This window comes from Calditrichota bacterium (assembly GCA_013112635.1).
In the GTDB taxonomy this organism is placed as follows: Bacteria; Calditrichota; Calditrichia; order Calditrichales; family J004; genus JABFGF01.
The window spans coordinates 844,798-868,040 of the sequence record JABFGF010000002.1 but is presented as its reverse complement, the minus strand read 5'-3'; the positions used below and the strand labels follow the sequence as shown (position 1 = coordinate 868,040).

Sequence of the window (23,243 nt, the reverse complement as noted above, 5' to 3'; positions counted from 1 at the left end):
GAATCCTTTTATTAAGATCGGCTTCATTCTAAACAGGATTTTAGCTCAGGTTTTTTTAATGCCTGAGATTTGAAAAACTATAAAAATGTGAGGAAAAAATGCAGACTCAGGCAAAGACACAAGCAAAAGTTTTAATGTTTTCAACGCCCACGTGTCATTTTTGCAAAGTTGCGAAAAGGTACTTTAAAGAACAGAATATTCGTTTCCGGGATATCGATGTTTCGCGAAACCCTTCAGCTGCAGCAGATATGCAAAAAAGGACCGGGCAAATGGGTGTTCCGGTAATTATGATTAACAACCGGCCAATTGTAGGATTTGATAAAATAAAAATAAATAAATTATTGGGTTTGAAATAAAGGAGAAACAAAGTGAAAATTCAACCACTTGATGATCGTGTATTAATTGAAAAAGCACAAGAAGATGGTGAGCAAAAAGTAGGTTCCATTATCATTCCGGATACTGCAGCAAAAGAAAAACCAACCACAGGTAAGGTTGTTGCCGTTGGAACTGATGAAGATTTAAAAGAGAATGTTAAAGTTGGTGATACCATCATCTACTCAAAATATGCTGGTGATGAAATCAAAATGGAAGACGTTGAGTACATGATTATCCAACGTAGCGATATTCTTGCAATTGTAAAATAATCTTCTTAAAACAAGATTTTAACTATTTTATATCTTTGTTCACAAAGGGCTTTTTAAAGCCCTTTTTTTATTTTGCCTTATTAGGAATTATCCCAAAAATCTATTATATTTTTTTATCGTTAATTGGCTCAATTATATCCTAATCAGTCCTTTCATTTTAAAAGAAATTAGAAAAGAATGTCAGTTGATTTTTCCGTCCGTAATATTGTATTAAAAGGTATTTCTGTTTCCGATGGAATCGGTATCGGGAAAATTATGGTCTATAGAACTGACTTTGATGATGTAACAGAATACACCATTGAAAAGAATAAAATCATCGATGAAATTGATCGTTATTCTGCTGCTGTAAATGAAGTAAATCTTATTTTTCAAAATAATCAAAAACGGGTTGCCAGAGAAGTAGGATTGGATAATGCCAAAATATATGAAACATACCATATGATTTTGGAAGATCCGTTTTTCCAGGAAGAAATTCCCGCTGCAATAAACTCTCGTCAGAAAAATGCTGAATATATTATTTGCTCCAAATTAGACCTTTATGAAAAACATTTTGAATCTGTTGAAGATGAATACTTGCGAGAGCGGATTTACGATATTCGCGGTGTAAGCCGTCGTTTAATTTATCACCTTCTACAACATGAGTTTCCCGATCAGAGTTCTTCATCAAATAATATTATTGTTGCCCGTGAACTAACACCGGCTGACTCAATTCATTTTCACCATAAAAGCTTAAAAGGCCTGGTTACAGAATTTGGTGGGCGTACCAGTCATGCTGCTATTCTGGCCCGATCAATGGAAGTTCCTGCTATTGTGGGTGTAAAAGATTTACTGAAAAAAGTCAAAAACAATGCTACCACAATTATCGATGGAACAGAAGGCGTATTAATAATTAACCCGGATGAAGAAAAACTTGATTTTTATAAACTTAAGCAAGAGCGTTTTTCTCAGAAAAAGCAAGCATTAATCCGCGGTCTCGAAAAACCTATACACAATTTGCCAAACAGAAAGATCCGCTTTCTGGCAAACATAAACGAACCAAGTGAAATCCAACTTGCAAAAAAATATAAGGCACAAGGTGTTGGTCTTTTCCGAACCGAACTCCAGTTCATTGCTAAAGAGCAGTTTTTAACAGAAGACGAGCAATTTTCTTGCTATAAAGAACTGGCTCAAAGTTTTGAAGATAACGAAGTTGTTATCCGTGTATTAGATTTAGGCGGGGATAAATTCCTGCCTTTTGCAGATACCCACAAGGAGCCTAATCCATTCCTTGGATGGTGTTCCATTCGTATTTTACTAACTGAAAAAGAACTGTTTAGAACTCAGCTCCGGGCTATACTGCGTGCCTCGGCTTTTGGAAAAGTAAAAATATTGATACCGATGATCTCGAGTAAAGAAGAATTGATCGAGAGTAAAAAAGTGCTCAACGAAGTGCTTCTTGAAATGGACAATAAAAAAATAAAATATGATCCTGAAATCCAAATTGGTGTTATGATTGAAATACCTTCTGCTGCTATTATTATCGAAGACCTGATCGATGAGGTTGATTTTGTTAGCATTGGCACCAATGACCTGATTCAATACACATTGGCCGTTGACCGTAACAATGAAAAAGTTGCTTCCTTTTATCAGCCGCTTAATCCTGCCGTAATTCATTTGTTAAAAAAAGTTATTTCCGTTAGTAATAAAAATAAAAAACCTGTTTCGGTTTGCGGAGAAATGGCCGGTGACCCAAGATATACACAACTACTACTTTCACTGGGTGTAAATGATTTTAGTATGCAACCTGTTTCAATTCCCGGCGTAAAGAATGTTGTTTTAAATACTGACAAAAAGTGTTTAAAAAGCATTGAGCAAAAAACAAATTCTTTTTGCTCAGTAAATGAATTAGGTGAATTTTTAGATCAAAAATTAAGTACGATAAACGGAGTTCGCAATGCGTAATATTATACTTCGCATTTTCATTAATACAGCCGCACTTTGGGTTGTGGATAAACTTTTTCAGGATATTTGGTTTCAGGATACCGGCGCACTTATTTTAACCGCCATTGTTTTTGGATTGCTAAATACTTTTATAAAACCAATTCTTGTGATTTTCACTCTACCGATCAACCTGCTTTCACTTGGTTTATTTACAATTGTTATCAATGCACTTATCTTAAAGCTGGCTGATTACTGGATTGATGATTTTGTTGTAGATGGATTTGGTACTGCTATTTTTGCCTCTCTTTTTATAAGTATTATCAGCATTATTTTAAACAGCATTTTAAAAGACAAGTAACATATAAAATCAAAACATTGCTCTGTCATCTTAATCGGTTTATTAAGAGTGAGACAAAAAAAGATGATGATGAGTTAACTTTTGTTAAAAATTTGGAGAAATAAATGAGAACCGGAAATCCCGTTTTATCAGATAAAAGTTTCAATGTCAGTTCCGTTGGATCGGAGAGAATGACGATTGAAGGAGTTGTAAACAAATCTGCAATTCTATTGGGGTTGTTATTTATCAGCGCTTACTGGGTTTGGGATAAATATTTTCAGACGCTTATCTATTCAGATGTTGCACTTTATATGTGGGGTGGAATAATCGGCGGATTTATTGTTGCCATTGTTACAACCTTTAAGCCCAATATTGCCAATATCACCGCGCCAGTTTATGCATTGCTGGAAGGCTTGGCTCTTGGTGGTATATCTGCTTACCTTGAAACCCGTTTTCCGGGAATTGTTATTCAGGCTGTTGCGCTTACTTTTGCTGTATTTTTTAGTCTTCTGGTTGCATACCGCTCAGGGTTAATTAAAGTTACCGAGAATTTTAAGCTGATGGTTGTTTCTGCCACGGGTGGAATATTTTTAGTTTATATGCTCAGTTTTGTGTTGGGTATGTTTGGCATAAGTATGCCTTTGATCCACGATAATGGATTATTCGGTATTTTGTTTAGCCTTGCCGTAATTGCCATTGCTGCAATGAACCTGGTTTTAGATTTCGATTTTATTGAAAGCGGTGTTGAAAAAGGTGCTCCAAAGTATATGGAATGGTATGCCTCCTTTGGACTGCTTGTAACGTTGGTTTGGCTTTATATTGAAATTTTAAGGTTGCTTGCCAAAGCACGCAGGTAACACTCAATCCATTAAAGCGACTTTTGTCTGTTAATCCGGAGTTTAACAAAGGCCCATCATGAAATATATTTTTAGTTTACTAGCGATAACATTGTTGTTTTCATCCTGTACTCCTTCTTTGATAAATCGCGCAAAGGAAAATATGGCCACAGATTTAGTTTATGAAGTGGATCTGAATAATCGCCAGGATGATAATTTTCATGTCAATTTATTTGTCAATAATCTAAAAGCAGAAAATGCTATTTTTCAGTTTGCGTCTTCTGCACCCGGGACTTACCGTACAATGGATATTGGTCGCTTTGTAAAGGGTTTTAACGCATTTGACCGGGAAGGAAAAGAAATCCCGACTGAACAAATATCAACCAACCAATGGCAAATATCCAATCCCGAAAAAGTTGTACTGATCCAATACTGTGTTGCTGAAACTTGGGATACTCCGGTAGATTCAAACAGTGTTTATGTTATGTGCGGTACTTCGATGGAAAATGACCACACTTTGATAAACGGGCAAGCCGTTTTCGGCTACCCGACCGGCATGCAAAAAAGGCCGTTAAAAATTAAGCTTCTATATCCCAAAGAATGGCTTGTTGGAACTGCGCTGTCACAAGATAAGAATGGATTTTACTTTGCTAATGATTACGATCATATTGTTGACTCTCCCATTTTACTTGGCAGATTGACCAGTGCCTCACTCGATGTACAGGGAACCAAAGTTGAGGTTTATACCTATTCCGGAAACGATGTAATCAAAGCGGATGAAATTCTAAATAGTGTTGAAGATATTCTCAATGCTTCAGCAGAGTTTATTGAAGAAATGCCCGTTGAGCGCTATACTTTTCTTTTTCACTTTGAGAATAAAAGTCAATTTGGAGCCGGTGCTTGGGAACATAACTACAGCTCAATTTATGCTTTCCCTGAAGCCCCGATTGAAACCATGTTGAAACAAGGTTTGCCCGGAACTATGGCTCATGAATTCTTCCACATTATAACACCGCTTCAAATCCATAGTGAACTAGTTGAGCATTTTGATTTTGTAAAGCCCCAACCTTCTGCTCATCTTTGGCTCTATGAATCGACCACCGAGTGGGCGGCTAAAATAATGCAACTTCGTGGCGGACTTGTTGATTTGGACAAATACTTATCCTGGATGAAAAGGAAGCTCATTATTAATGATCATTTTAATCCAAGCTATAGTTTACTGGAATTAAGCAAAAACTCTTTTTCAGTTGCCGGCCAAAAAGAATATGGCAATGTTTATCACGGCGGAGCTATGATTGCCGGATTGCTAGATATTCGACTTCTAGAACTATCCGGAGGAAAACGTGGGTTGCGCGAGGTTATTAATGAATTGGCAAAAACCTATGGGCCGGAAAAATCCTTTGATGAAAAAACATTTTTCCAAACTTTTACCAAAAAAACTTATCCCGAAATAGAGCAGTTTTTTGATCTTTATATCAAAAAGGCCAACCCTATGCCTTTAGCTGAATACTTTTCCAAACTTGGTATTTCGTACAAAGAGAGCTACAAGTCCGGCAAGATTGACACAACTTCAGGTCTTGGAATAACATATAAAAATGAAGCGCTTGTTCTGGAAAAACTCGATTCTGTTGTTTTAGATTTAGGCTTACAAAATGGAGACAAATTGCTAAAGTTTAATGGCGAAGAAATCAATATTGGAAATATTCGTTCTGTTTTTGGTACAATGAATAAGCTTGGCGCTGGCGAAAGTTTTGGACTCACCGTTTCGCGGAATGACAAAGAATTGGATTTTACAATCACCAAATTCACCCGTGAAAAAATTGAGAAGCATTCTTTTGAGCTAATGGAAGATGCCAGCGAAGAACAAATAGCTTTGCGAAAAGCATGGATGAAAAATTTGTAGAAATCGGATATTAACTTCACTAAAACACAATTTTACCAAACTTACAGAATTGTTTTATTTTCTTTCTTTTAAAGACGATAGATTAAATATCCCTGACCCAGGGGATAATTAACTATTCACTAATTTATTCTTCGAGGATGAAATGAATGCTACATTATTTAGAATTTTCTTTAATCCATTTTTAATTGTTGTTTTGACTGTGGGGTTTTACGGCTGTGATTTGGTAAATAATTCTTCTGATGACAAAGAGGATGACAGACTTTACGTACAATTTAATAATGATAGTAGTTCCACTTATATAATTACCGGAATTGAACTTCAAGACATGGGGGTTGCAGGTGAAACACCTGAGCCCAGTGGAACCTGGAGTGAAAATGTACTTGATGATGGTGTTGAAGTTGCACCGCAAGGGGTAAGTTATTTCTATGCTGAAATTCCAAACTTACATTGGTGCAAATATCGCTTAACTGTTAAAGATAACGATGGATCAATAATTAAACTCTATTTACAGGAAGGCTATATTGAGCAAGAATCATCTATTACTCATTGGGGTAGCGATGAACGTACCGTAAATGTTGTAGTTGTTAAAAATGCTATAACCGGTTTAATTGAAGTAACAAGTTGGGGTGATTTCGCTGGGATTGACTAGGTAATTTCATAAAATTTCACATTTAAGTTTTGTAAGTTTTAATACTAAAAGATTTTACATTCAACCAGGTAGGAATTTTTCTGTCTGGTTTTTTATTTTAATTGTTGTCCCCAAAAATGTCATCTTAATCTACCTTTAAATTTAGTGGTTTAATAGATTCGTTTGCTTCAATAATTATTAAATGGAGTTAATCATGAAAATTTTATATGGATTTTTATTTTTCTGTTTTCTTGGAAGTTTTACATTAGCACAGGATTCTGATTTTGTCCGGGCAAAAAAAACCCTAGACCAAATTGATAATGGAATTAAATATTTAAAACGTGGTGATGTGGCCTCATATAATGATCTTTCTGCAAAACTTACCTCTGCTCGATCGCTTCTGGAAGCTACAAAATCAAAAACCCATAAAGACTATAAAGGCCTTGTTAATCGGTGGAATGCTCAAAAAAACAGTCTTGTTAAAATAGCCGATGAGTGGAAGAATCCAAAACCGGCCCCAAAAGCTGCAGCACCCAAACCTGTTGTTCCTGCCAAACCAGCCAACGTACCAAAAACTGTTCAACAAAACAGTACAGCAGTAAAATCAACGCCTGCTCAGCAAGTCAGCAAAGCAAAACTGTATGAACTGAACGAAAGAATTTCGGTCGCTGTAGACAAAGCAAACTTTGTAAACAATGCCAACCCAAAAGATATTAACAAGATTAATAATATCGCCGGAAAATATATGTATGACCCAAATAAGAAAATCTTTAAAGAGGGATTGGAAAGTTTGGCTTTTGAAGCATCCATTGGAAGCCCGGTTGACCGAAGCGGAAAAAAAGAAATAATAGAAGCAGCCCAAAAGAAGCTGGAAGAAATGCGTGTTTCTTATATAGCCAACCAAAAAATAGCAGCTACAAAACCCAAAAAGAAAAAGAAGAAATCTACGAGCCAAATGTTATGGCTTGATGGTTCACGGTTTTGTGAAATAACAAAAAAAGGCCAGGTTTGGATAAACAGTAATAAAGTTGGTGATATTGAATCGAATGGAAAAATTTGGGTTAAAGGAAACCGCGCCGGTTCCATTGAAAAAAATGGCAAAGTTTGGCATAATGGAAACCACGTAGGTACAATAGAAGATAATGGCAAAGTCTGGAAAAGAGGTAGCCAGGTTGGCTCAATTACTAAAGATGGAAAAGTGTGGATCGGCAGTTCATCTCGCGGCAGCATTGTTGGCGATGGCGATTGGCGGCGTGCAGCGATAATTTATTATTTTGATTTTTTCTAGAAGAAAATTAATGTCATTAATTTGGCAATTCACAGACTAATAATTTGCTTATACCAAATGTTAAAAATTACAGAAGATATGTAAAACCAAAATTGAAACTGAAGCCACCTATATCCGTTGAATAGTATATCTTTGAACTGATTCCATAGTCTTCAATTATTTTTAAGTGTGATTTAAAGATCCATCCGGAATAAAAGTCCCTATTATAGTTATTTCTTTTCCAGTAATAGTTAAGAATAAAAAAATCTCTTTTATTAATTAAATAATTAACCCCTGTATTATATAAGCCGGAATTGCTTACAAAACTTTTGTTAATTTCATAGTCTGTGTTAAAGCCGTAGTTTAAATATATTTTTTCAATTAAACCAAGTCCGATATTATAATTTAATAAAAGAGATTTAAAATCAATTTCATTAGAGCATACAGTACTTTCTTCGTTAGAGTTGTTAATTGATACTCCATAATTGACTTTTACATACATCGTTGAAAAAATTTCTACATCTACTTTTGCATATGTTTTCGTTAAAGTTTCTATCTATCAATCCTGCCCCTTCACAAAATCTTGAACTTTTCTGAGCTATTTTAAGTGAACCCAGTTCTAGTGAAACCTTTCGAGTCGTTTCATTTAATAAATTCAAAGATAAACTATAACCAGTTGTATACCCTTTTTCTGAACCATCTTTTATTCCAAAGGTGTAATTTCCGTATAATAAACTTGCTCCAATTATTAGATCAAATTTTGAATCACTTGAAAATGATGAGTCTTGATTTGTTTGAGAAAATGAAAAATTTAATAAAACAAAAACCATTATAAGAGATCTGTTCAAATTAATACCAAAAGTTCCCGACATAATAATACTTATCTTTAAAATATCATACTGATCATAACTTAACAAAAAACAACTGCCTGCTCAACCGATATTCAGGTATCAGGCAAATTTCTTTTTGTTTCTATAGCTAAAACTGCCGTAATAATGAATTGAATTTTTCTACCCTTAATCCCTTCTTTTGCTTATATTTGAGCTCTTTCTTTTCACTATTAAAAGGAATTATTATTATGAAAATATTATCAAATCGGGGCCATGAAATGCCCTCTTCGCCAATTCGCAGACTAGTACCTTTTGCGGACCAGGCCGTTGCCGATGGAAAACATGTTTACTATTTAAACATTGGCCAGCCCGATATTAAAACCCCGGACACTTTTCGTAATTCCATAAAAGATATGGATATGCCTGTAGTAGCTTATGGCCCTTCAGCAGGATTTCTTTCCCTACGCAAAAAATTTGCAGAGTATTATCAGCGCTTTGATATTAATGTTAATGCAGAAGATATTCTTATTACAACCGGTGGCAGCGAGGCAATAATTTTTACACTTATGGCCATCATGGATATTGGCGATGAAGTGATTATTCCTGAACCATTTTATACAAATTATAATGGCTTTGCAGTTCAGGCCGGAGTAAATGTAGTTCCCATTATGTCATCCATAAATGATGATTTTCAACTACCACCGATCGAATCTATTCGAGAAAAAATTACAGATAAAACCCGTGCTATAATGATCTGCAATCCAAACAATCCTACCGGTTATGTTTATTCTAAAGAAGAAATGGAAGCATTGCGCCAAATTGTACTTGATCATAATCTGTTTCTTTTAACGGATGAGGTTTACCGCGAATTTGTATACGATGGCGCCGAACATATTTCCGCTATGCATCTAAAAGGAATTGAAGATCGTGTGATTATGCTGGACAGCGTTTCAAAAAGATATTCCGCTTGTGGTGCACGTATTGGCATGATTGTATCAAAAAATAATGAAGTAATTGAAGCCGCACTGAAGTTTGGAATGGCCCGCTTATGTCCGCCAAGTATTGAACAAGTTGGATGTGAAGCGGCTGTCGATACACCCGATTCCTATTTTGATGAAGTGATTGTTGAATATAAAAAACGCCGCGATACTATGGTTTCCTTACTGCGGGAAATTCCCGGTGTTGTCTGCCCAAATCCAAAAGGTGCGTTTTACCTGGTATGCAAACTCCCTGTGGATGATGCAGATAAGTTTGCCCAATGGATGTTGACTGATTTCCATATAAATAATGAAACTATGATGATGGCACCGGCAAACGGATTTTATTCCAGCGATGGTTTAGGAAAAGATGAGGTGCGTATTGCCTATGTTTTAAATGTAGACGATATTAAAAAGTCGATAAATATTTTAGCAGAGGGTTTAAAGGTCTATCCTGGAAAGATTTAAAAAGTAGTAAAACCTTCCGGGTTTTTGAAACTTGGAAGGTTCTTTAAAAATAAAACTTAATACCCGTTCCGAACAAATTATATGCCTCATCGGCAATGCCTATTTCTGCTTCAAAAAGTAAATGCACTTTATTACGAATTACCACTTCTGCACCCATAAAAAACCAGGTTAAAAATTGAGTATCCGATTCCTTTTTCCAGGTTTCTGTACGGAAATTAAATGTTTTTTTATCAGCAAAAACCAGGTCTGAGTCAAGACCGCCATATAAGTCCACAAGGTTGTTTACCGGAACAGAAAAATTGAGTGTAAAGTCAAGTCCGACATTTTCAAAATTGTGTATTCCCCCGGAAAATGAAATAATCGGAAAGCTGTTTACAAATGATTTTTCTAAAAGTACTCCCCAGTAAGTCTGATTAAAACCAAGTCCTAATTGTCCCGCTGCCTGCATACCAGAACCAATTCCATATTCACTGTGTACGAAAATACCCGCATCATCCTCGACTAGTCCATTTATTAAAACCGGGTTTATTGATAAAGAAAGCCTTTTTTGTTTTAAAATTCTGGCTGAATTAAAAATTTGAGCGTTTGAAAATGACAATAATAATAAAATGAAAAATATTATTTTGCGATGCATTAAATCTCCAAATATAAGTTAGATCCTCTTGAGTAATATTCGGAAAGAAGGTTTTGATGGTTAGAAAAAAAAGCGAAGTATCAAATTATGTTACATCATTTACTGAATTGCGTGACCAATATATTCTAGAATTTTACTTGTACTTCCAATATTTTGTGTTGCATATTTTTTGGCCTTTTGTCCTTTTAACTTTCGTAGGGATTCGTCATTCAATAAAGCTTGTATCTCTCTGCTAAATTCTTCAGAGTTATTCACTATTGACGATCCTCCTTTTTTATATAACTGTTTTGCTTCAAAGGAGTTTTTATAAACCGGACCATAAATTACAGGAATATTGTAAATAGCCGGCTCCAATACATTATGTATTCCTTGCTTAAAACTACCACCAACATATGCAATATCTGCATGTTTATACATGTCAGCCAAAAGCCCAATTTTGTCAACAATTAAAATCCTGTTTTCAGGATTTGTTTTTTGGCTGAACAGGCCGTATCCATACTCTCCAAAGTGTGCAACGAATTTAGAAATTATCTCCCCGGTTGGCTGATGCGGGACAATTATGGTTTTTAAATTTGTATTTTTATCCAGCAGGTCGCTTAAACTGCTTAAAACATGCTCGGCATCCTGTGGCCATAAACTGCCAAAAACAAGTATCGTTTTTTCGGAAATCCAATCAAGATTTAGCAATTGTTGCTTTTCAGCCGCTTCTTTTCGGATTAGAACCTGATCAAATTTTGTATCCCCGACAACCTCAGTATTTTTGCAAGAGAAAGTGTTTACAATTTGCTCGTTGTCTTGCTGGCTAATTACAAATATTTTGTCCAGTGTTTGATATGCAGATGACAAAATTGCCTTAGCCAAAAATGATTTTCTGCTGGATTGAGCACTAAGTGAGGCATTTAATAGGATTGTTTGCATACCAAGTTTTTTTGCTGTTTTTACCTGATTTGGCCAAACATCATGTTTTGAAACGATTAAAAGTTCGCAATTTACAGCCTTATAAAACTTTCGCCAAAGCCATTGAAAATCGTATGGCAGGTAAAAAATATGGTCAATACCGGGATAATCCTTTACATTTTCATAACCCGATGGCGAAAAGAAAGTTACAATGATATTTCTGTTAAATTTTTCTTTTAACTTTTTTATAATCGGTTTTACGTGCTCAAATTCCCCCATTGAAGCTGTATGAATGATAAATGTTTTTTTACCGGAAGCTGAATAAATTGGTTTTAGTTCTGCAATATCTTTTAGGATTCTATTTCTGGAATATATTGGCCTGCGCAATTTTTTTGAAAACAACGAAACCAAATGGAGAAATACAATTAGTATCGGTAAAAGGAAAAAGGAGTATAAAAAGTTCATTAGCTTATCAACTTTCTTTTTACTTCCTTAAAAACTTTTTGCGGTGTTGTTAAATGCATACAATTGAAATGCCCCAGTGGACAACTTTTCCTGCCAATGTGAGAACATGGCCTGCACCAAAGTTTGTTTTGAAGAATTGTAGCATCTGCTCTAAAAGGAAAAAATCCAAGCTCTTCAACTGTTGAACCAAAAATCGCCAAAAGAGGTTTGTTCAGTGCTGCAGTCATATGCATCAAACCTGAGTCATTACTGATTATCCCTGCCGATGTTGAAATTATTTCTGCGGATTCCAGCAAATTTAACTTTCCGCATAAATTAACAACGGCCTCATTTTCCTGTATTCCATTTAGTAAGTTTTTTTCGTGCGCGCTCCCTAAAATTGCAACTTTATATCCTGTTTTAGAAACAATTTTTTCAGCCAACTCTTCAAAATTTTTTTCCGGCCACATCTTTGTAAAATGTGCTGCACCTGGTCCTATACAGATATATCTATTTTCAGTTAAATCAAACTCAAGAAACTTTTTGGGTTTCCCCGGTCCAAGGAAAAGTTCTAACCCTTGCCCATCATCTTCAATCTCATGACCAACTTCAAAATATCGCTGCGGGATTGTCTTGATAGATTTATACATGTTAAGTTTAAGATAAACCAGGATTGCTCTTTTAACTTTACTCTTTTTAATCTTGAATATCTTTTTCTTTTCTATACCTGCATGCATACGGTTTGTACGCAGATTATTATGCAGATCAAAAATGAAATCAAAATTTTTTTTACAAAACTCTAAGTTAAGAGCTTTTAAACCCTCCATTTTTGTAGAACTGTCAAATGGAATAAGATTATTTATGTGCGGATTATATTTTAGCAAATCTTGAAACTCTTGCTTTACAATATAGCTTATTTTGGCATCCGGATATTTGTTTCGAACCTGCCTAAGAAAAGCTGTAGTAAGTAAAATATCCCCAATAGAGCTAAGGCGCAAAATGAGAATGTTTTTAGGCTCAACTGACATTTTACATTGACCGTTCAATTACATAATCTACAAATTTGAAAAGTGCATTTTTTACATCACTATCAGGGTAGGTTTCGAGAGAGTCTTTTGCTTTTTGAGCATATTTGTCCTGCATCTTTTGAGCATATGATATGCCATCATATTTTTCTGCAAAGGAAATAATTTCTTTTATCTCTTTACGCTTCACACCTTTTTTAATTTTTTTCTTTATCTTTGAAGTTTCCTTTTTTTCTGCTTTTTGAAAAGCATAGATCAAAGGAAGGGTTAGTTTTTTATCTTTGAAGTCGTTGCCGATTGGTTTACCAACAAGTTTTTGATTTCCATAATAATCCAGTAAGTCATCATGTATTTGAAACGCAATTCCCAATGATTCACCAAACTGTTTCATATTTTCACGGTCTTGCTCATTATCACTAGAGGTGATTGCTCCAAGCTCAGAAGCTGCGCCAATCAAAGCTGCTGTTTTATCAGAAATCATCCCGATAAACTCATCTTCTGTAATGTTTAGTGTTTTTGATTTAGCGATTTGCAGTAGCTCACCTTTACTCAACCTTTTTGAAGAATCTGCCAGAATATTCATTACATCCAGGCTACCGGTTTTTGTACCTCCGATAAGACATTTTGATAAAAGGTAATCACCTATCAAAACAGCAATTTTATTTTTCCAGGCAGCATTTATTGAAGGGAACCCGCGGCGCAAGTCTGCATCATCAACTACATCATCATGTATTAGCGTTGCAGAGTGAAGCATTTCTACAATTGATGCGACAATATACGTGTTGTTGTTTGGTGTACCTGTAAGTTTACCACTCATTAAAACTAATAAGGGGCGTAAATTTTTTCCTTTGTGCTTAACGATATATTTAACAACAGTGTCTATCAAAGTCACATTGGATGACATGATTTCTTTAAAAACACGGTCGTACTCTTTTAACTCTACAGCAAAAGGTTTTTGTATACTTTTTATAGAAAGGCTCATTATTATTCAATTTTTGCAAAAAAGGGAAGGTAACATTTCTGGACTTTTTATACAATATTGAATTTAGATCTATGCTTCTTCATTTTTCTCTTTTTTGGTGACAAACCGCAAAATAAAAATGGTAAACTCATAAAGAAGAATTAATGGGAGAGCTAAGAAAACCTGAGTTGTGGGATCTGGTGGTGTAAGAAGTGCGGCTGCCACAAAAAATAAAACAATAGCATGCCGACGATATTTTTTTAAAAATGCAGGGGTTATTAATCCCAATTTTGCCAAAACAATACTAATAACCGGTAGTTCAAAGACCACTCCGAAAACTACGAGCAATCTTAGTAAAAACCCAAAATAAAAATCGATGGCAATATTGTTTGTTACATTTTGCGGAGCAAGTTCTAAGAAGAATTTTAAGGCATAGGGTATAATTAAGTAATAGGCAAAAGCAGCTCCAATAGCAAAACTTATCATCGCGAAAATAATGATTGGCCAAATATATTTTCTCTCGCTACTTTTTAAACCCGGCGACAAAAAAGACCAAATCTGAAACAGTATTACTGGAATGCTGATTATAACACCAACCAAAAGAGCAATTTCAAGTTTAATTATAAACACAGCCTGGACTTTTAAAACTTGCAAGCTTATCTGGGCATCTACTTCGAAGGAGGGTTGTAATAACCAGTTGAGAAAATAATCTGAAAAGAAAAAGGCAATAATTGTAAAGAAAACAACACTGACTAATGCTTTAATTATTCGCCATCTAAGTTCTTCCAGATGGTCTAAAAATGGCATTTCATTTGTTTGCATTGTGGTTCAAATCCTGCAAAAAAAAAGCCCCGCAGGCGGGGCCGGTATAGTTTTTAATATAACTGGAAATCTTTGTTGAGCTCTCTTACAGAAAGGCTGATTTCTTTTTGAATTTCTTCTGATTCAATATTTGAAAGAACTTTATCAATAAGGCCAGCAATTATTTGCATTTCCGATTCTTTCATTCCTTTTGTTGTCATTGCTGCTGTGCCAAGGCGAATTCCACTTGTTACAAACGGAGAACGCGCATCGAATGGAACCATATTTTTATTCACTGTAATTCCGGATGCATGAAGCGCATTTTCTGCAGCTTTACCGGTAATATTTTTATCGGTTAAATCAACAAGAAAAACATGGTTATCTGTCCCTCCGGAAACAATTTTATAATCTTTTTCTACCAATCCTTGTGAAAGGGCTTTGGCATTATTTATCACCTGCTGAGCATAGTTTTTAAAATCCGGTTTTAAGGCTTCACCAAAAGCAACTGCTTTAGCCGCAATAACATGCATCAATGGACCGCCCTGAATTCCCGGCATAACCTGGCTATCAATCAGTTCAGACATCATTTTTACGCGTCCGGATTTTGGAGCAACTTTGCCCATTTTATTTTCATAATCTCTGCCCATCATAACCATGCCACCACGAGGACCGCGCAAAGTTTTATGGGTTGTTGTAGAAACTACATCGCAAAAAGGAAGCGGATTTGGGTGCAACCGCGCTGCTACTAATCCGGCCGGATGTGCAATATCGCAAAAAAGGATGGCATCAATCGAATCTGCTATTTCACGGAACTTCTCAAAATCATAATGACGGGAATAGGCACTTGCACCAACAACTATCATTTTGGGTTTATGTTCTTCTGCTTTTTGTTTTACAACATCCATATCAATTTTGCCGGTTTCTCTATCCACACCGTAAGAAACAAAATTATAAAGCCGTCCGGAAAAGTTTACCGGGGATCCATGTGTTAAATGTCCTCCATGGGCCAGATCCATTCCAAGAATTGTGTCACCCGGATTTAAATATGTAAAATAAACAGACATATTTGCCTGAGAGCCGGAATGTGGTTGAACATTAGCATATTCACATCCAAAAAGTTCTTTGGCTCTATCGCGCGCAATGTCTTCGGCAATATCGACAAATTCACATCCACCATAATATCTTTTGCCAGGATAACCTTCTGCATATTTATTTGTTAAAACAGATCCTGCTGTTTCCAGAACAGCTTTAGATACAAAGTTTTCTGATGCGATTAACTCGACTGTGTTGTTTTGTCTGTCACGTTCCAATTCAATTGAATCGAAAACCTTTTGGTCTTGTTTTTTTAAATTATCTAACATGTTTTATAATCCGGTTAATTTATTAATCAGATCAATTCGTTTTTCATGCCGGCCACCCTCAAAAGATGTATTAAGCCATGCGTCTAGTAATTCAAGAGCAGTGTCTTTTTCTGTTTGGCGCGAACCAATACATAACACGTTGGCATTGTTGTGCAGCCTGCTTAACTCAGCAGTTTCTTTGTTATGTACTAATGCTGCGCGAATGCCTTTTATTTTATTTGCTGAAATACTCATACCAATCCCTGTGCCACAAATAAGAATACCCATATCAGCTTCTTCTTTGAGAATAGCATTCCCAACTTTGTATGCAAACTCCGGATAGTCTACAGACTCTTCTTTAAATGTGCCAATATCTGTAAACGCAATATCTTTTGCATTGAGATAGGTTTTGATGTTTTCTTTTAAAACATATCCGGCATGGTCTGCACCTATAACTACTTTCATTTTGGGTGACCTGATTTTCCAACTAAAAAGCTATAGCAATTGCTTTTAATTTTTGCATTCGGATTCATAAACCGATCTTCAGCTGTCCGAATAAATGATTTTAAATTAGAAATTTTTATTTTGGACTTAGATTTATAAGCTACATCTTTTTGTGCCTGAGCATATACTTTCTGTGCTTCTTCATAAACAAGTTTTGCATCAAGAAGTGCTTTTGGTCCACTTTCTTTATCCTGGCAAGAAGCTACCATTGCTTCATATAGTTCCCCGCGGACAATATATGGTTTTCCGTAACCCGGTTTTTTGCGAATTGCTTTTGTGATCCAGCTATTGGCAGTTTTAAATTGATTATTTGCAGAATAATTAACAGCAATATAAAGCATGATGTCTGCATTGTCCGGTTCCAAAGCCAACCAGGAATTTAAGTCTTTAATTGCATTTGAATTCTGGCCAAGGTTTTCATAGGCAGATGCGCGAATTTTATAGTCATTCGCTTTTGGGTCTTTAGGAATTATGACATTTAATGCGTTTATTACTTTTTGATACTCGCCTTCTTCAAGACCCCATTTTGCTACATTTCTACCTGCATCAAAATTTGTATTGTCCTCTTTCCAGACGATAAGGTATTGTTCAAATGGGCTTTCGCCTGATGCGCTTATAAAGTTTGCAAGGTCGTCTTTAGCCTTAGCATCATCAGGAAAAATTTCTGTTACAGTCGTTTGTGTTTTAATAGCTTTATCAAAATCTTCTGCTTTATAATACAAAAAAGCGAGTGTTGATAAATATGCTTTGCTTTTAGGGTTTTTTGCTACCAGTGCTTCATAATGTGGAATAGCACATGTTGATTTTCCAAGTTCTTTTTGCAAAAAACCTGCATAGTAGTGAAGCTTTTGCTGATCTGGAAATTTTTCAAAACCTTTGTAACAAGCAATCAAAGTACTATCTATCTTTTTTTGCTTAAAGTAGCTTTCTGCAATTTTTCCGATTGCCAGGCTACCCTTTTTTACACTGTCGTTTAAAAATACTTTCCACAAATAAGGTAAAGCCTCGTCGTAGTTTTTATTTTTAAAATGTTCACTACCAAAACTGTACATCTGGCTTATTTCTCTTGGTTCAGTAATTGTGCCGGCATAGGCATCAAAAGTAACAGCCAGGTTTTCTGGAATACAAACAACATCTTCTTCAACCATTTCATCTTCATCATCCAGCAGCATATCATCCTGTGAAAATCCTGGAGAAGTGAAAACCAAAACAGAAAGTAAAAACCATAGTAAATTTTTTATCCGTAACATAAAGGTACCTCGCTATTAATCTTCCAAATTAACAAACCATAATTCATTTGCGCTTACCGAAAAAGTAAAACCAACAATGGTTTCTTCCAAAAAATTCTTTGATAGTTTTCCTCGCCTTGCAATATAACCAGCTAAGTCAATTTTAGAACTAAATCTCTGAATTGGCAATGACAAGCCAGCAGAGAAACCAATTTCATTTACTGTTTCAGCATTATTTAAGGTAGAAAGCTGGTTATAAAAACCTCCCAGCCTAAAATCTATTTGTGTTCCATATTTTACAAATTTTCGTTTACTTCCTTTTCTTTCAACTCCAAATCCCAGGTGATAATAAGTGTCATGCTGTCCAACTTTTGAGCCTTCAATCTCATAACCGTTTTTCCAATCTTGCCATACCAAATCAGCACCAACAGAATATGTTTCATTAAAAGCATATTCCAATCCAAAGTTAAGTTCAGATGGTAATGTCAAGTCAAGCGTTTCATCAGAGTTAAATATTTCAGATTGGCTTTCTGCTGATTTGATAAGTTCTCCAGATACAGATGGCCTGAACATTATTCCTAAATTTAAATTAGGAAGCGGTGTAGCAAACGCACTCAGAATAACCCCATTGCCAGATATCTTTTTCTCAGAATTAAAATCGACCACCGTTTCTAAATCATCATCAATATTAAATCGAACATCTTCGCTTATTTTTCCAAATGTATATTCATATCCCAGACCAACGGAAAGTGTTTCGAAAACTTTATAAACCAGATTAAAATTGGCTTTACTTGCACCACCGTGGATATATACTTTTTCTGTAAAATTTTCCCCCAGTTGAGATCCTTCGGTGGAAAGTCTTTGTTCAATGGATGTAAAAGGAATTACACCGGCGCCGAAGATTAGTTTTTTCTGCTGGATTGGAATTGCTAAGAATACACCATCAAAGTTTGCATTATCAATAAATGATGTTCCTATTCTATTTTCACCCCAATATTGATTATAGCCCAAACTAAAAGTCACAGTGGTTTGTGATATGTTTGTCCAGGTTGAATAATTTCTAAAATTTAGCTGTACAGAATCACTATTTGCTATTTCATAAGATCGTGCCAGGCCAGATGCTGAATAAGGAACTTTGATATTTCCCAGGCTTTGATTTACCAGGCCAAACTGTGATTCACCTGCATAACTTATTGAAAGGGTGAAAATAAGTGTGATTATCAGACTTTTAATTTTCAACTTAATTATCCTATTTTTTTGCATTTAAGTATTTAACTATCATTTTGGGAGATACAGATTTATCCGCATTAACACCCCAAAATCTTTTTATTGAAAGTTCATCATTATCTGAGGAAAAATCTACTTGAAACCACTCGCTGTTTACCGATCCGTTTCTGATTTCCTGAACTACGTCAATGGATAAACTATTTTTATGTGCTCCTAACACATCTGTAATTCCAGCATCACTTGTTAATGAAAATGTGATGTTTGGATTAAATTCAATTTCATCTAAGTCGGAAACAATTTCTTCAAGAGGTTTCAGAAAAAATGATGTTGAATTCTCTGGGTTTTCGACCGGATTGGAATCATCTTCCGTTAAGACAATATTTGCACTGTACATAATGGCTTTATCAGGAATGTTATCAAAATTAAATTTCAAAAAGGATTTGGAAATAACCCCGCTAGATACAAATATTTTATCTGCTTCTTTTAAGAGTGCTGTCCCATTTTCATCATAATTAAAAATTGTGCCGTCTGTTTCAGGATAAAGTGTATCCTTAACAACACTGTCTTCAATATGAGTATAATAAACTAAAAGGGGGTCCAATGAAGAGTTGAAAGAACCAAGCTCGACTATCACATCTTCCTCCAATGGATGAAAATATAATCCATAATTTTCCAGAGTTCCCGTTCTCCATCCATTAAAAACTTCCATCGATAAATCAAGGGATGTTTCAGAAGAATCTTTCAAATTAAAACTTACCTGTCTGGATGTTCCCTCATCTACATATTGAGGATTCAAAGGATCGCGCCAGCGCATTCCGGTATTTATGCTATCCGTATCAAAAGAATCAATGATTGTATACATTGTTCCATTTATAAAATCAAAAGCGTTGGGTCCAAAACTATTTAATGTTGTAAATTTTAAAAATACTGAATCTACTGAAATTGAATCATGAGGGAGCCCATTAAATTTTATTTCAAAACCTGCGCTTAACCCATCAAATTCTCCCAATGAAAGTTTTGAAGTAAGTCCCGTGTGTTCAAAATTTGCTCTTATTACTGTATCTGCCTGGGCATAAATTGTATCCTGGACAAATGATCCATACCGGTTGTCTGTTCCATATAATGGATTTGGATCCTCGTTTGGGTCAACATTTGAACAGGAATAAAGTATTCCGAGTGTTAATAAAACTACTATTCTGTAAATCATACTTCCCTTAATTATTGTTTTCTTAATTTTTCTGAGAGTGAATTATTTAATTGTACAGCTACATCCAACTAAATTACAGCTCTGAAGTTTCAATTTTCTCAATTAGCATTGCTGCTTCGAGTACATTTTTGCAAATAAAATCAGGATGTTTATCCCAGGATTTTCTCTGATAAGTGAACTCTCCTAATCCATATCCCGACAATACCATGATAGTGCTGAGATTGTTTTTTTGACCAAATTGGATATCTTTGTATCTGTCTCCAATCATAAAAGAATTTTCAAGTGACAGGTTGTACTCATCACGTGCTTTTAACAGCATCCCAGGTTTTGGTTTTCTACAATCACAGTCTTTTTTGTATTTTTTTATGACCCCATCTTTATGATGTGGACAAAAATAAACTTGCTCAATTATTGCGTCTTCTTTTTTAGCATCTTCAATAAAACGATTATGAATATCCGACAGTAAATCCTCATCGAAGTATCCCCTTGCCAAACCAGATTGATTTGTAATCACAAAAACCAGGAAACCGGAATTGTTTAATATTCGGATGGCTTTAAACGTGTAGTCAAATACTTTGAAACGTGACGCATGGTTTATATAGCCCATTTCTTCATTGAGCGTCCCATCCCTATCCAGAAATATAGCTTTTTGCATTTTTTCTTCTGTCTGGAGTTTTTGCAAGACCTAACCGGCGATCATTTTTTCATAAATTTCCAAATAACGTTTTGCGGAAATTTCCCAGGAGAAATCCTCCTGCATGATACGTTTTTGAAGTTCTTGCCATTTTTCAGGATTATTATATAGCTCAATTGCTTTTTTCACTTCTTCAAGAAGGCTTTTTGCTGTTAATGTTTCCATTACAAAACCAGTTCCATCATCAATTTGGGGATCATATTCTTCTACCGTGTCTAACAACCCGCCAATGGGCGACACAACTGGAATTGTACCATACCTCAAACTAAAAATCTGGTTTAGACCACATGGTTCATATTTTGAAGGCATTAGAAATATATCAGCACCTGCTTCAAACAAATGAGACATATTTTCATCATAGGTTACGTTAACTACAAGGTTTCCGGCATACTTAACTTGTGCGTCCATCAACGTTTGTGCAATATCAGGATCGCCTTCGCCTAAAATACATAATTGAATATCCATATCCATTAATTTGGGTAACGCTTCAATTAGTAAATCCAACCCTTTTTGTTCTGTCAACTTTGAAACCATTGTTAAGACGGGTTTTCCTTCTGTATATTCCAAACCAAGCCGTGTTAATAAAGCCTTCTTGTTTTCTTCTTTACCGGATAAATCTTCTATAGAATAGTTTGCGGGCAAGGTTTTATTTTTTTCTGGAGACCAGACATCGTAATCAACGCCATTTAAAATGCCCTCAAAATTTTCACCCTTGTCTTTTAATAACTGCCCAAAAGAATATCCAATATCATCATTTTCAAGGATTTCATTGGAGTAATTTTCAGAAACGGTGGTGATATAATCCGAAAAATAGATAGCCGCTTTAGTCAGGTTAAGCTGTCCATCTTTGCCGAACATACCGTCTTCTTTTACTTCATTTTCATCAAAGTCAATTTTCTCTGCTACTGATTTATCAAATGATCCCTGATTGGTTAAATTGTGCATCGTGTAAACTGTTTTTATGCCTTTAAAAAATTCATCTGCATGATAAATTGTTTTTAAATAAACCGGGACATATGCTGTTTGCCAATCATTACAATGGATAAGATCCGGTTGCCAGGATAATGTTTTCAATGTTTCCATTGCAGCCTTGGCAAAAAATGCAAAGCGTTCTGCATTGTCTTCGTACTTTTCATTAGTAATAGGATCATTATACAAACCGGGCTTGTTAAAAAAGTCTGCTATTTCAACAAAATAAACCTGAACTTTACTGTCAGGAACAAATGCTGATTTTACACTGGCTAATTCTGTCCGCCCATTAACTGTAACAGGAATCTCCCTTAATCTGATAACCTCGCGTAATACAAATTTTCGTTCATTTATAAACTTATATTTTGGCATTATTATGCGAATTTCCTGATTAAGGTTTTTTAAAGCCTTCGGAAGTGCGCCGGTTACATCGCCCAAACCACCTGCCCTTGCAAATGGTGTAACTTCTGAAGCCAAATATAAAATTTTAAGTTGATCCATTTAATTCCTCTGTTTATCTATATCAATTTCTTTAAATGAGCTGCTGCCTGTTCAGGCTTTACCTGGTTAATATAACATCCCGTTGCCATTTCGAATCCGGCCAGCTGTGCCGTTCTTGGAATAATTTGAATATTCCAATGGAAATAGGGATTTGCCTTGACATCAAACCCGCTATTTATGATTAAGTTTAATGGCGGGCAATCTAAAAACCTGTTTATTGATTTTAGAATTTTTAATATAACATCCGCTAACTCTCCCAGCATAGCAGACGGTGTTTTTTCATAATAGCTGAAATGTTCTTTCGGAATTATCCAGCTTTGGTATGAATATTTTGCGGTTTCAGGTATGAATGAGATGAACGAATCATTTTCATAAATAATATTTGAAGTTTCGGCTAAACCGCAATAATAACATTTTTTGTTTTTATGATATAATCTTTCCAGTCTTTCTATTTTATTCTTTAATTCCTGAGGAATAAAACCTAACCCAACAATTTGTGAATGTGGGTGAGCAAGTGAAGCTCCTGCATGCACACCATGGTTTTTAAATACCACAACATATTTAACGGATTTTTGTTGTTTAAGTTCAGCTATCCTCTGCTTATAAGTGTAAAGTAAATCAGTTAAATGTACTTTTGAATATTCCCCCATATTTAAGTCGTGATTAACAGATTCTACGATTACTTCCTGAATACCTGAAATATGGTTCGAAGAATCAGTAAATGCGGGATACTTATTAGGGAAGGATCTAATTGTCCAATTTTTTAAATCATCCTTTAGGCTAAAATTTTCAGCAGGTGTTAGGTTTTCGTTTCCTGGACAAAAGGGACATTTTGTTATATCTTTTTCCGACTTGTCCCAATTATCTTTTGGTCGTTTATTTCTTTCCGGCGATATTACAACAGCATCATTATCAACTGGATCAAGCCGAATTTCTGACATTCAATTCCATTAAAAATTTTTAAGAGCAAATTTACACAGATTTTAGAATCTAATCAAGC

At 35.3% G+C, this 23,243-nt stretch carries 23 protein-coding genes; 9 read left to right on the top strand and 14 right to left on the bottom strand.

All coding sequences use genetic code 11. The features are described 5' to 3' along the window. Nucleotides 1-98 precede the first annotated feature (98 nt). The 8 genes from HND50_08800 (at nt 99) to HND50_08765 (ending at nt 7,556) form a co-directional block, all read left to right on the top strand. The gene (locus tag HND50_08800) at nt 99-356 is read left to right on the top strand and encodes an NrdH-redoxin (GenBank protein NOG45316.1); all 258 of its coding nucleotides are present in this window, start codon (nt 99-101) and stop codon (nt 354-356) included. Nucleotides 357-368: 12 nt separating this feature from the next. Further along, nucleotides 369-644, top strand: coding sequence for a co-chaperone GroES (locus tag HND50_08795; protein ID NOG45315.1), 276 nt, complete (start codon nt 369-371; stop codon nt 642-644). 177 nt (nt 645-821) lie between these two features. Continuing rightward, entirely contained in the window at nt 822-2,585 is a 1,764-nt protein-coding gene (gene ptsP / locus HND50_08790; GenBank protein ID NOG45314.1) for a phosphoenolpyruvate--protein phosphotransferase, read from the top strand. Continuing rightward, nucleotides 2,578-2,922, top strand: a complete 345-nt coding sequence (locus tag HND50_08785; protein NOG45313.1) for a phage holin family protein — start codon at nt 2,578-2,580, stop codon at nt 2,920-2,922. The genes ptsP and HND50_08785 overlap by 8 nt, the downstream gene beginning before the upstream one ends. A 104-nt stretch (nt 2,923-3,026) precedes the next feature. After that, entirely contained in the window at nt 3,027-3,758 is a 732-nt protein-coding gene (locus HND50_08780) for a Bax inhibitor-1/YccA family protein (GenBank protein ID NOG45312.1), read from the top strand. 142 nt (nt 3,759-3,900) lie between these two features. Continuing rightward, nucleotides 3,901-5,640, top strand: a complete 1,740-nt coding sequence (locus HND50_08775; protein NOG45311.1) for a peptidase — start codon at nt 3,901-3,903, stop codon at nt 5,638-5,640. 142 nt (nt 5,641-5,782) lie between these two features. Next, a complete protein-coding gene (locus HND50_08770; protein NOG45310.1) occupies nt 5,783-6,289 on the top strand; it encodes a hypothetical protein in 507 nt (168 codons plus the stop codon). Between the two features lie 193 nt (nt 6,290-6,482). Next, nucleotides 6,483-7,556, top strand: a complete 1,074-nt coding sequence (locus HND50_08765; GenBank protein NOG45309.1) for a hypothetical protein — start codon at nt 6,483-6,485, stop codon at nt 7,554-7,556. A 446-nt stretch (nt 7,557-8,002) separates the two neighbouring features. Here HND50_08765 and HND50_08760 read toward each other — a convergent pair whose 3' ends face one another. Next, nucleotides 8,003-8,452 carry a hypothetical protein gene (locus HND50_08760; protein NOG45308.1) on the bottom strand — a complete coding sequence of 150 codons (450 nt, stop codon included), beginning with the start codon at nt 8,450-8,452 and terminating at the stop codon, nt 8,003-8,005. Nucleotides 8,453-8,613: 161 nt separating this feature from the next. Here HND50_08760 and HND50_08755 point away from each other — a divergent pair, with 161 nt between their 5' ends. Next, a complete protein-coding gene (locus HND50_08755; protein NOG45307.1) occupies nt 8,614-9,810 on the top strand; it encodes a pyridoxal phosphate-dependent aminotransferase in 1,197 nt (398 codons plus the stop codon). A gap of 43 nt (nt 9,811-9,853) precedes the next feature. On the opposite strand, the gene HND50_08750 is transcribed toward HND50_08755, so the two are convergent. The 13 genes from HND50_08750 to HND50_08690 all read right to left on the bottom strand — a co-directional run bounded on the left by HND50_08750 (nt 9,854) and on the right by HND50_08690 (nt 23,184). Further along, on the bottom strand, nt 9,854-10,444 hold the full coding sequence (locus tag HND50_08750) for a hypothetical protein (protein ID NOG45306.1): 591 nt from the start codon (nt 10,442-10,444) through the stop codon (nt 9,854-9,856). A 99-nt stretch (nt 10,445-10,543) separates the two neighbouring features. Beyond that, nucleotides 10,544-11,806: a hypothetical protein gene (locus HND50_08745; protein NOG45305.1), complete on the bottom strand. Its 1,263-nt coding sequence runs from the start codon at nt 11,804-11,806 to the stop codon at nt 10,544-10,546. Then, entirely contained in the window at nt 11,806-12,813 is a 1,008-nt protein-coding gene (gene waaF, locus HND50_08740; protein NOG45304.1) for a lipopolysaccharide heptosyltransferase II, read from the bottom strand. The genes HND50_08745 and waaF overlap by 1 nt, the downstream gene beginning before the upstream one ends. Before the next feature lies 1 nt (nt 12,814). Further along, entirely contained in the window at nt 12,815-13,792 is a 978-nt protein-coding gene (locus HND50_08735; GenBank protein ID NOG45303.1) for a polyprenyl synthetase family protein, read from the bottom strand. Nucleotides 13,793-13,861: 69 nt separating this feature from the next. After that, on the bottom strand, nt 13,862-14,593 hold the full coding sequence (gene tatC, locus HND50_08730) for a twin-arginine translocase subunit TatC (protein NOG45302.1): 732 nt from the start codon (nt 14,591-14,593) through the stop codon (nt 13,862-13,864). Between the two features lie 53 nt (nt 14,594-14,646). Then, nucleotides 14,647-15,933: a serine hydroxymethyltransferase gene (locus HND50_08725; GenBank protein ID NOG45301.1), complete on the bottom strand. Its 1,287-nt coding sequence runs from the start codon at nt 15,931-15,933 to the stop codon at nt 14,647-14,649. A 3-nt stretch (nt 15,934-15,936) separates the two neighbouring features. Beyond that, nucleotides 15,937-16,377: a ribose 5-phosphate isomerase B gene (gene rpiB, locus HND50_08720; GenBank protein NOG45300.1), complete on the bottom strand. Its 441-nt coding sequence runs from the start codon at nt 16,375-16,377 to the stop codon at nt 15,937-15,939. Beyond that, nucleotides 16,374-17,666, bottom strand: a complete 1,293-nt coding sequence (locus HND50_08715; GenBank protein ID NOG45299.1) for a hypothetical protein — start codon at nt 17,664-17,666, stop codon at nt 16,374-16,376. The genes rpiB and HND50_08715 overlap by 4 nt, the downstream gene beginning before the upstream one ends. A 15-nt stretch (nt 17,667-17,681) precedes the next feature. Continuing rightward, on the bottom strand, nt 17,682-18,884 hold the full coding sequence (locus HND50_08710; GenBank protein NOG45298.1) for a hypothetical protein: 1,203 nt from the start codon (nt 18,882-18,884) through the stop codon (nt 17,682-17,684). A 10-nt stretch (nt 18,885-18,894) separates the two neighbouring features. Next, complete coding sequence (locus HND50_08705; GenBank protein ID NOG45297.1) at nt 18,895-20,079, bottom strand: hypothetical protein; 1,185 nt, start codon at nt 20,077-20,079, stop codon at nt 18,895-18,897. Between the two features lie 73 nt (nt 20,080-20,152). Then, nucleotides 20,153-20,734 (bottom strand): HAD family hydrolase, encoded by a 582-nt coding sequence (locus HND50_08700; protein ID NOG45296.1) that lies wholly within the window; start codon nt 20,732-20,734, stop codon nt 20,153-20,155. Nucleotides 20,735-20,764: 30 nt separating this feature from the next. Continuing rightward, a complete protein-coding gene (gene glgA, locus HND50_08695; protein ID NOG45295.1) occupies nt 20,765-22,243 on the bottom strand; it encodes a glycogen synthase GlgA in 1,479 nt (492 codons plus the stop codon). A 17-nt stretch (nt 22,244-22,260) separates the two neighbouring features. Continuing rightward, complete coding sequence (locus HND50_08690) at nt 22,261-23,184, bottom strand: DUF4931 domain-containing protein (GenBank protein ID NOG45294.1); 924 nt, start codon at nt 23,182-23,184, stop codon at nt 22,261-22,263. Between the last annotated feature and the right edge of the window lie 59 nt (nt 23,185-23,243).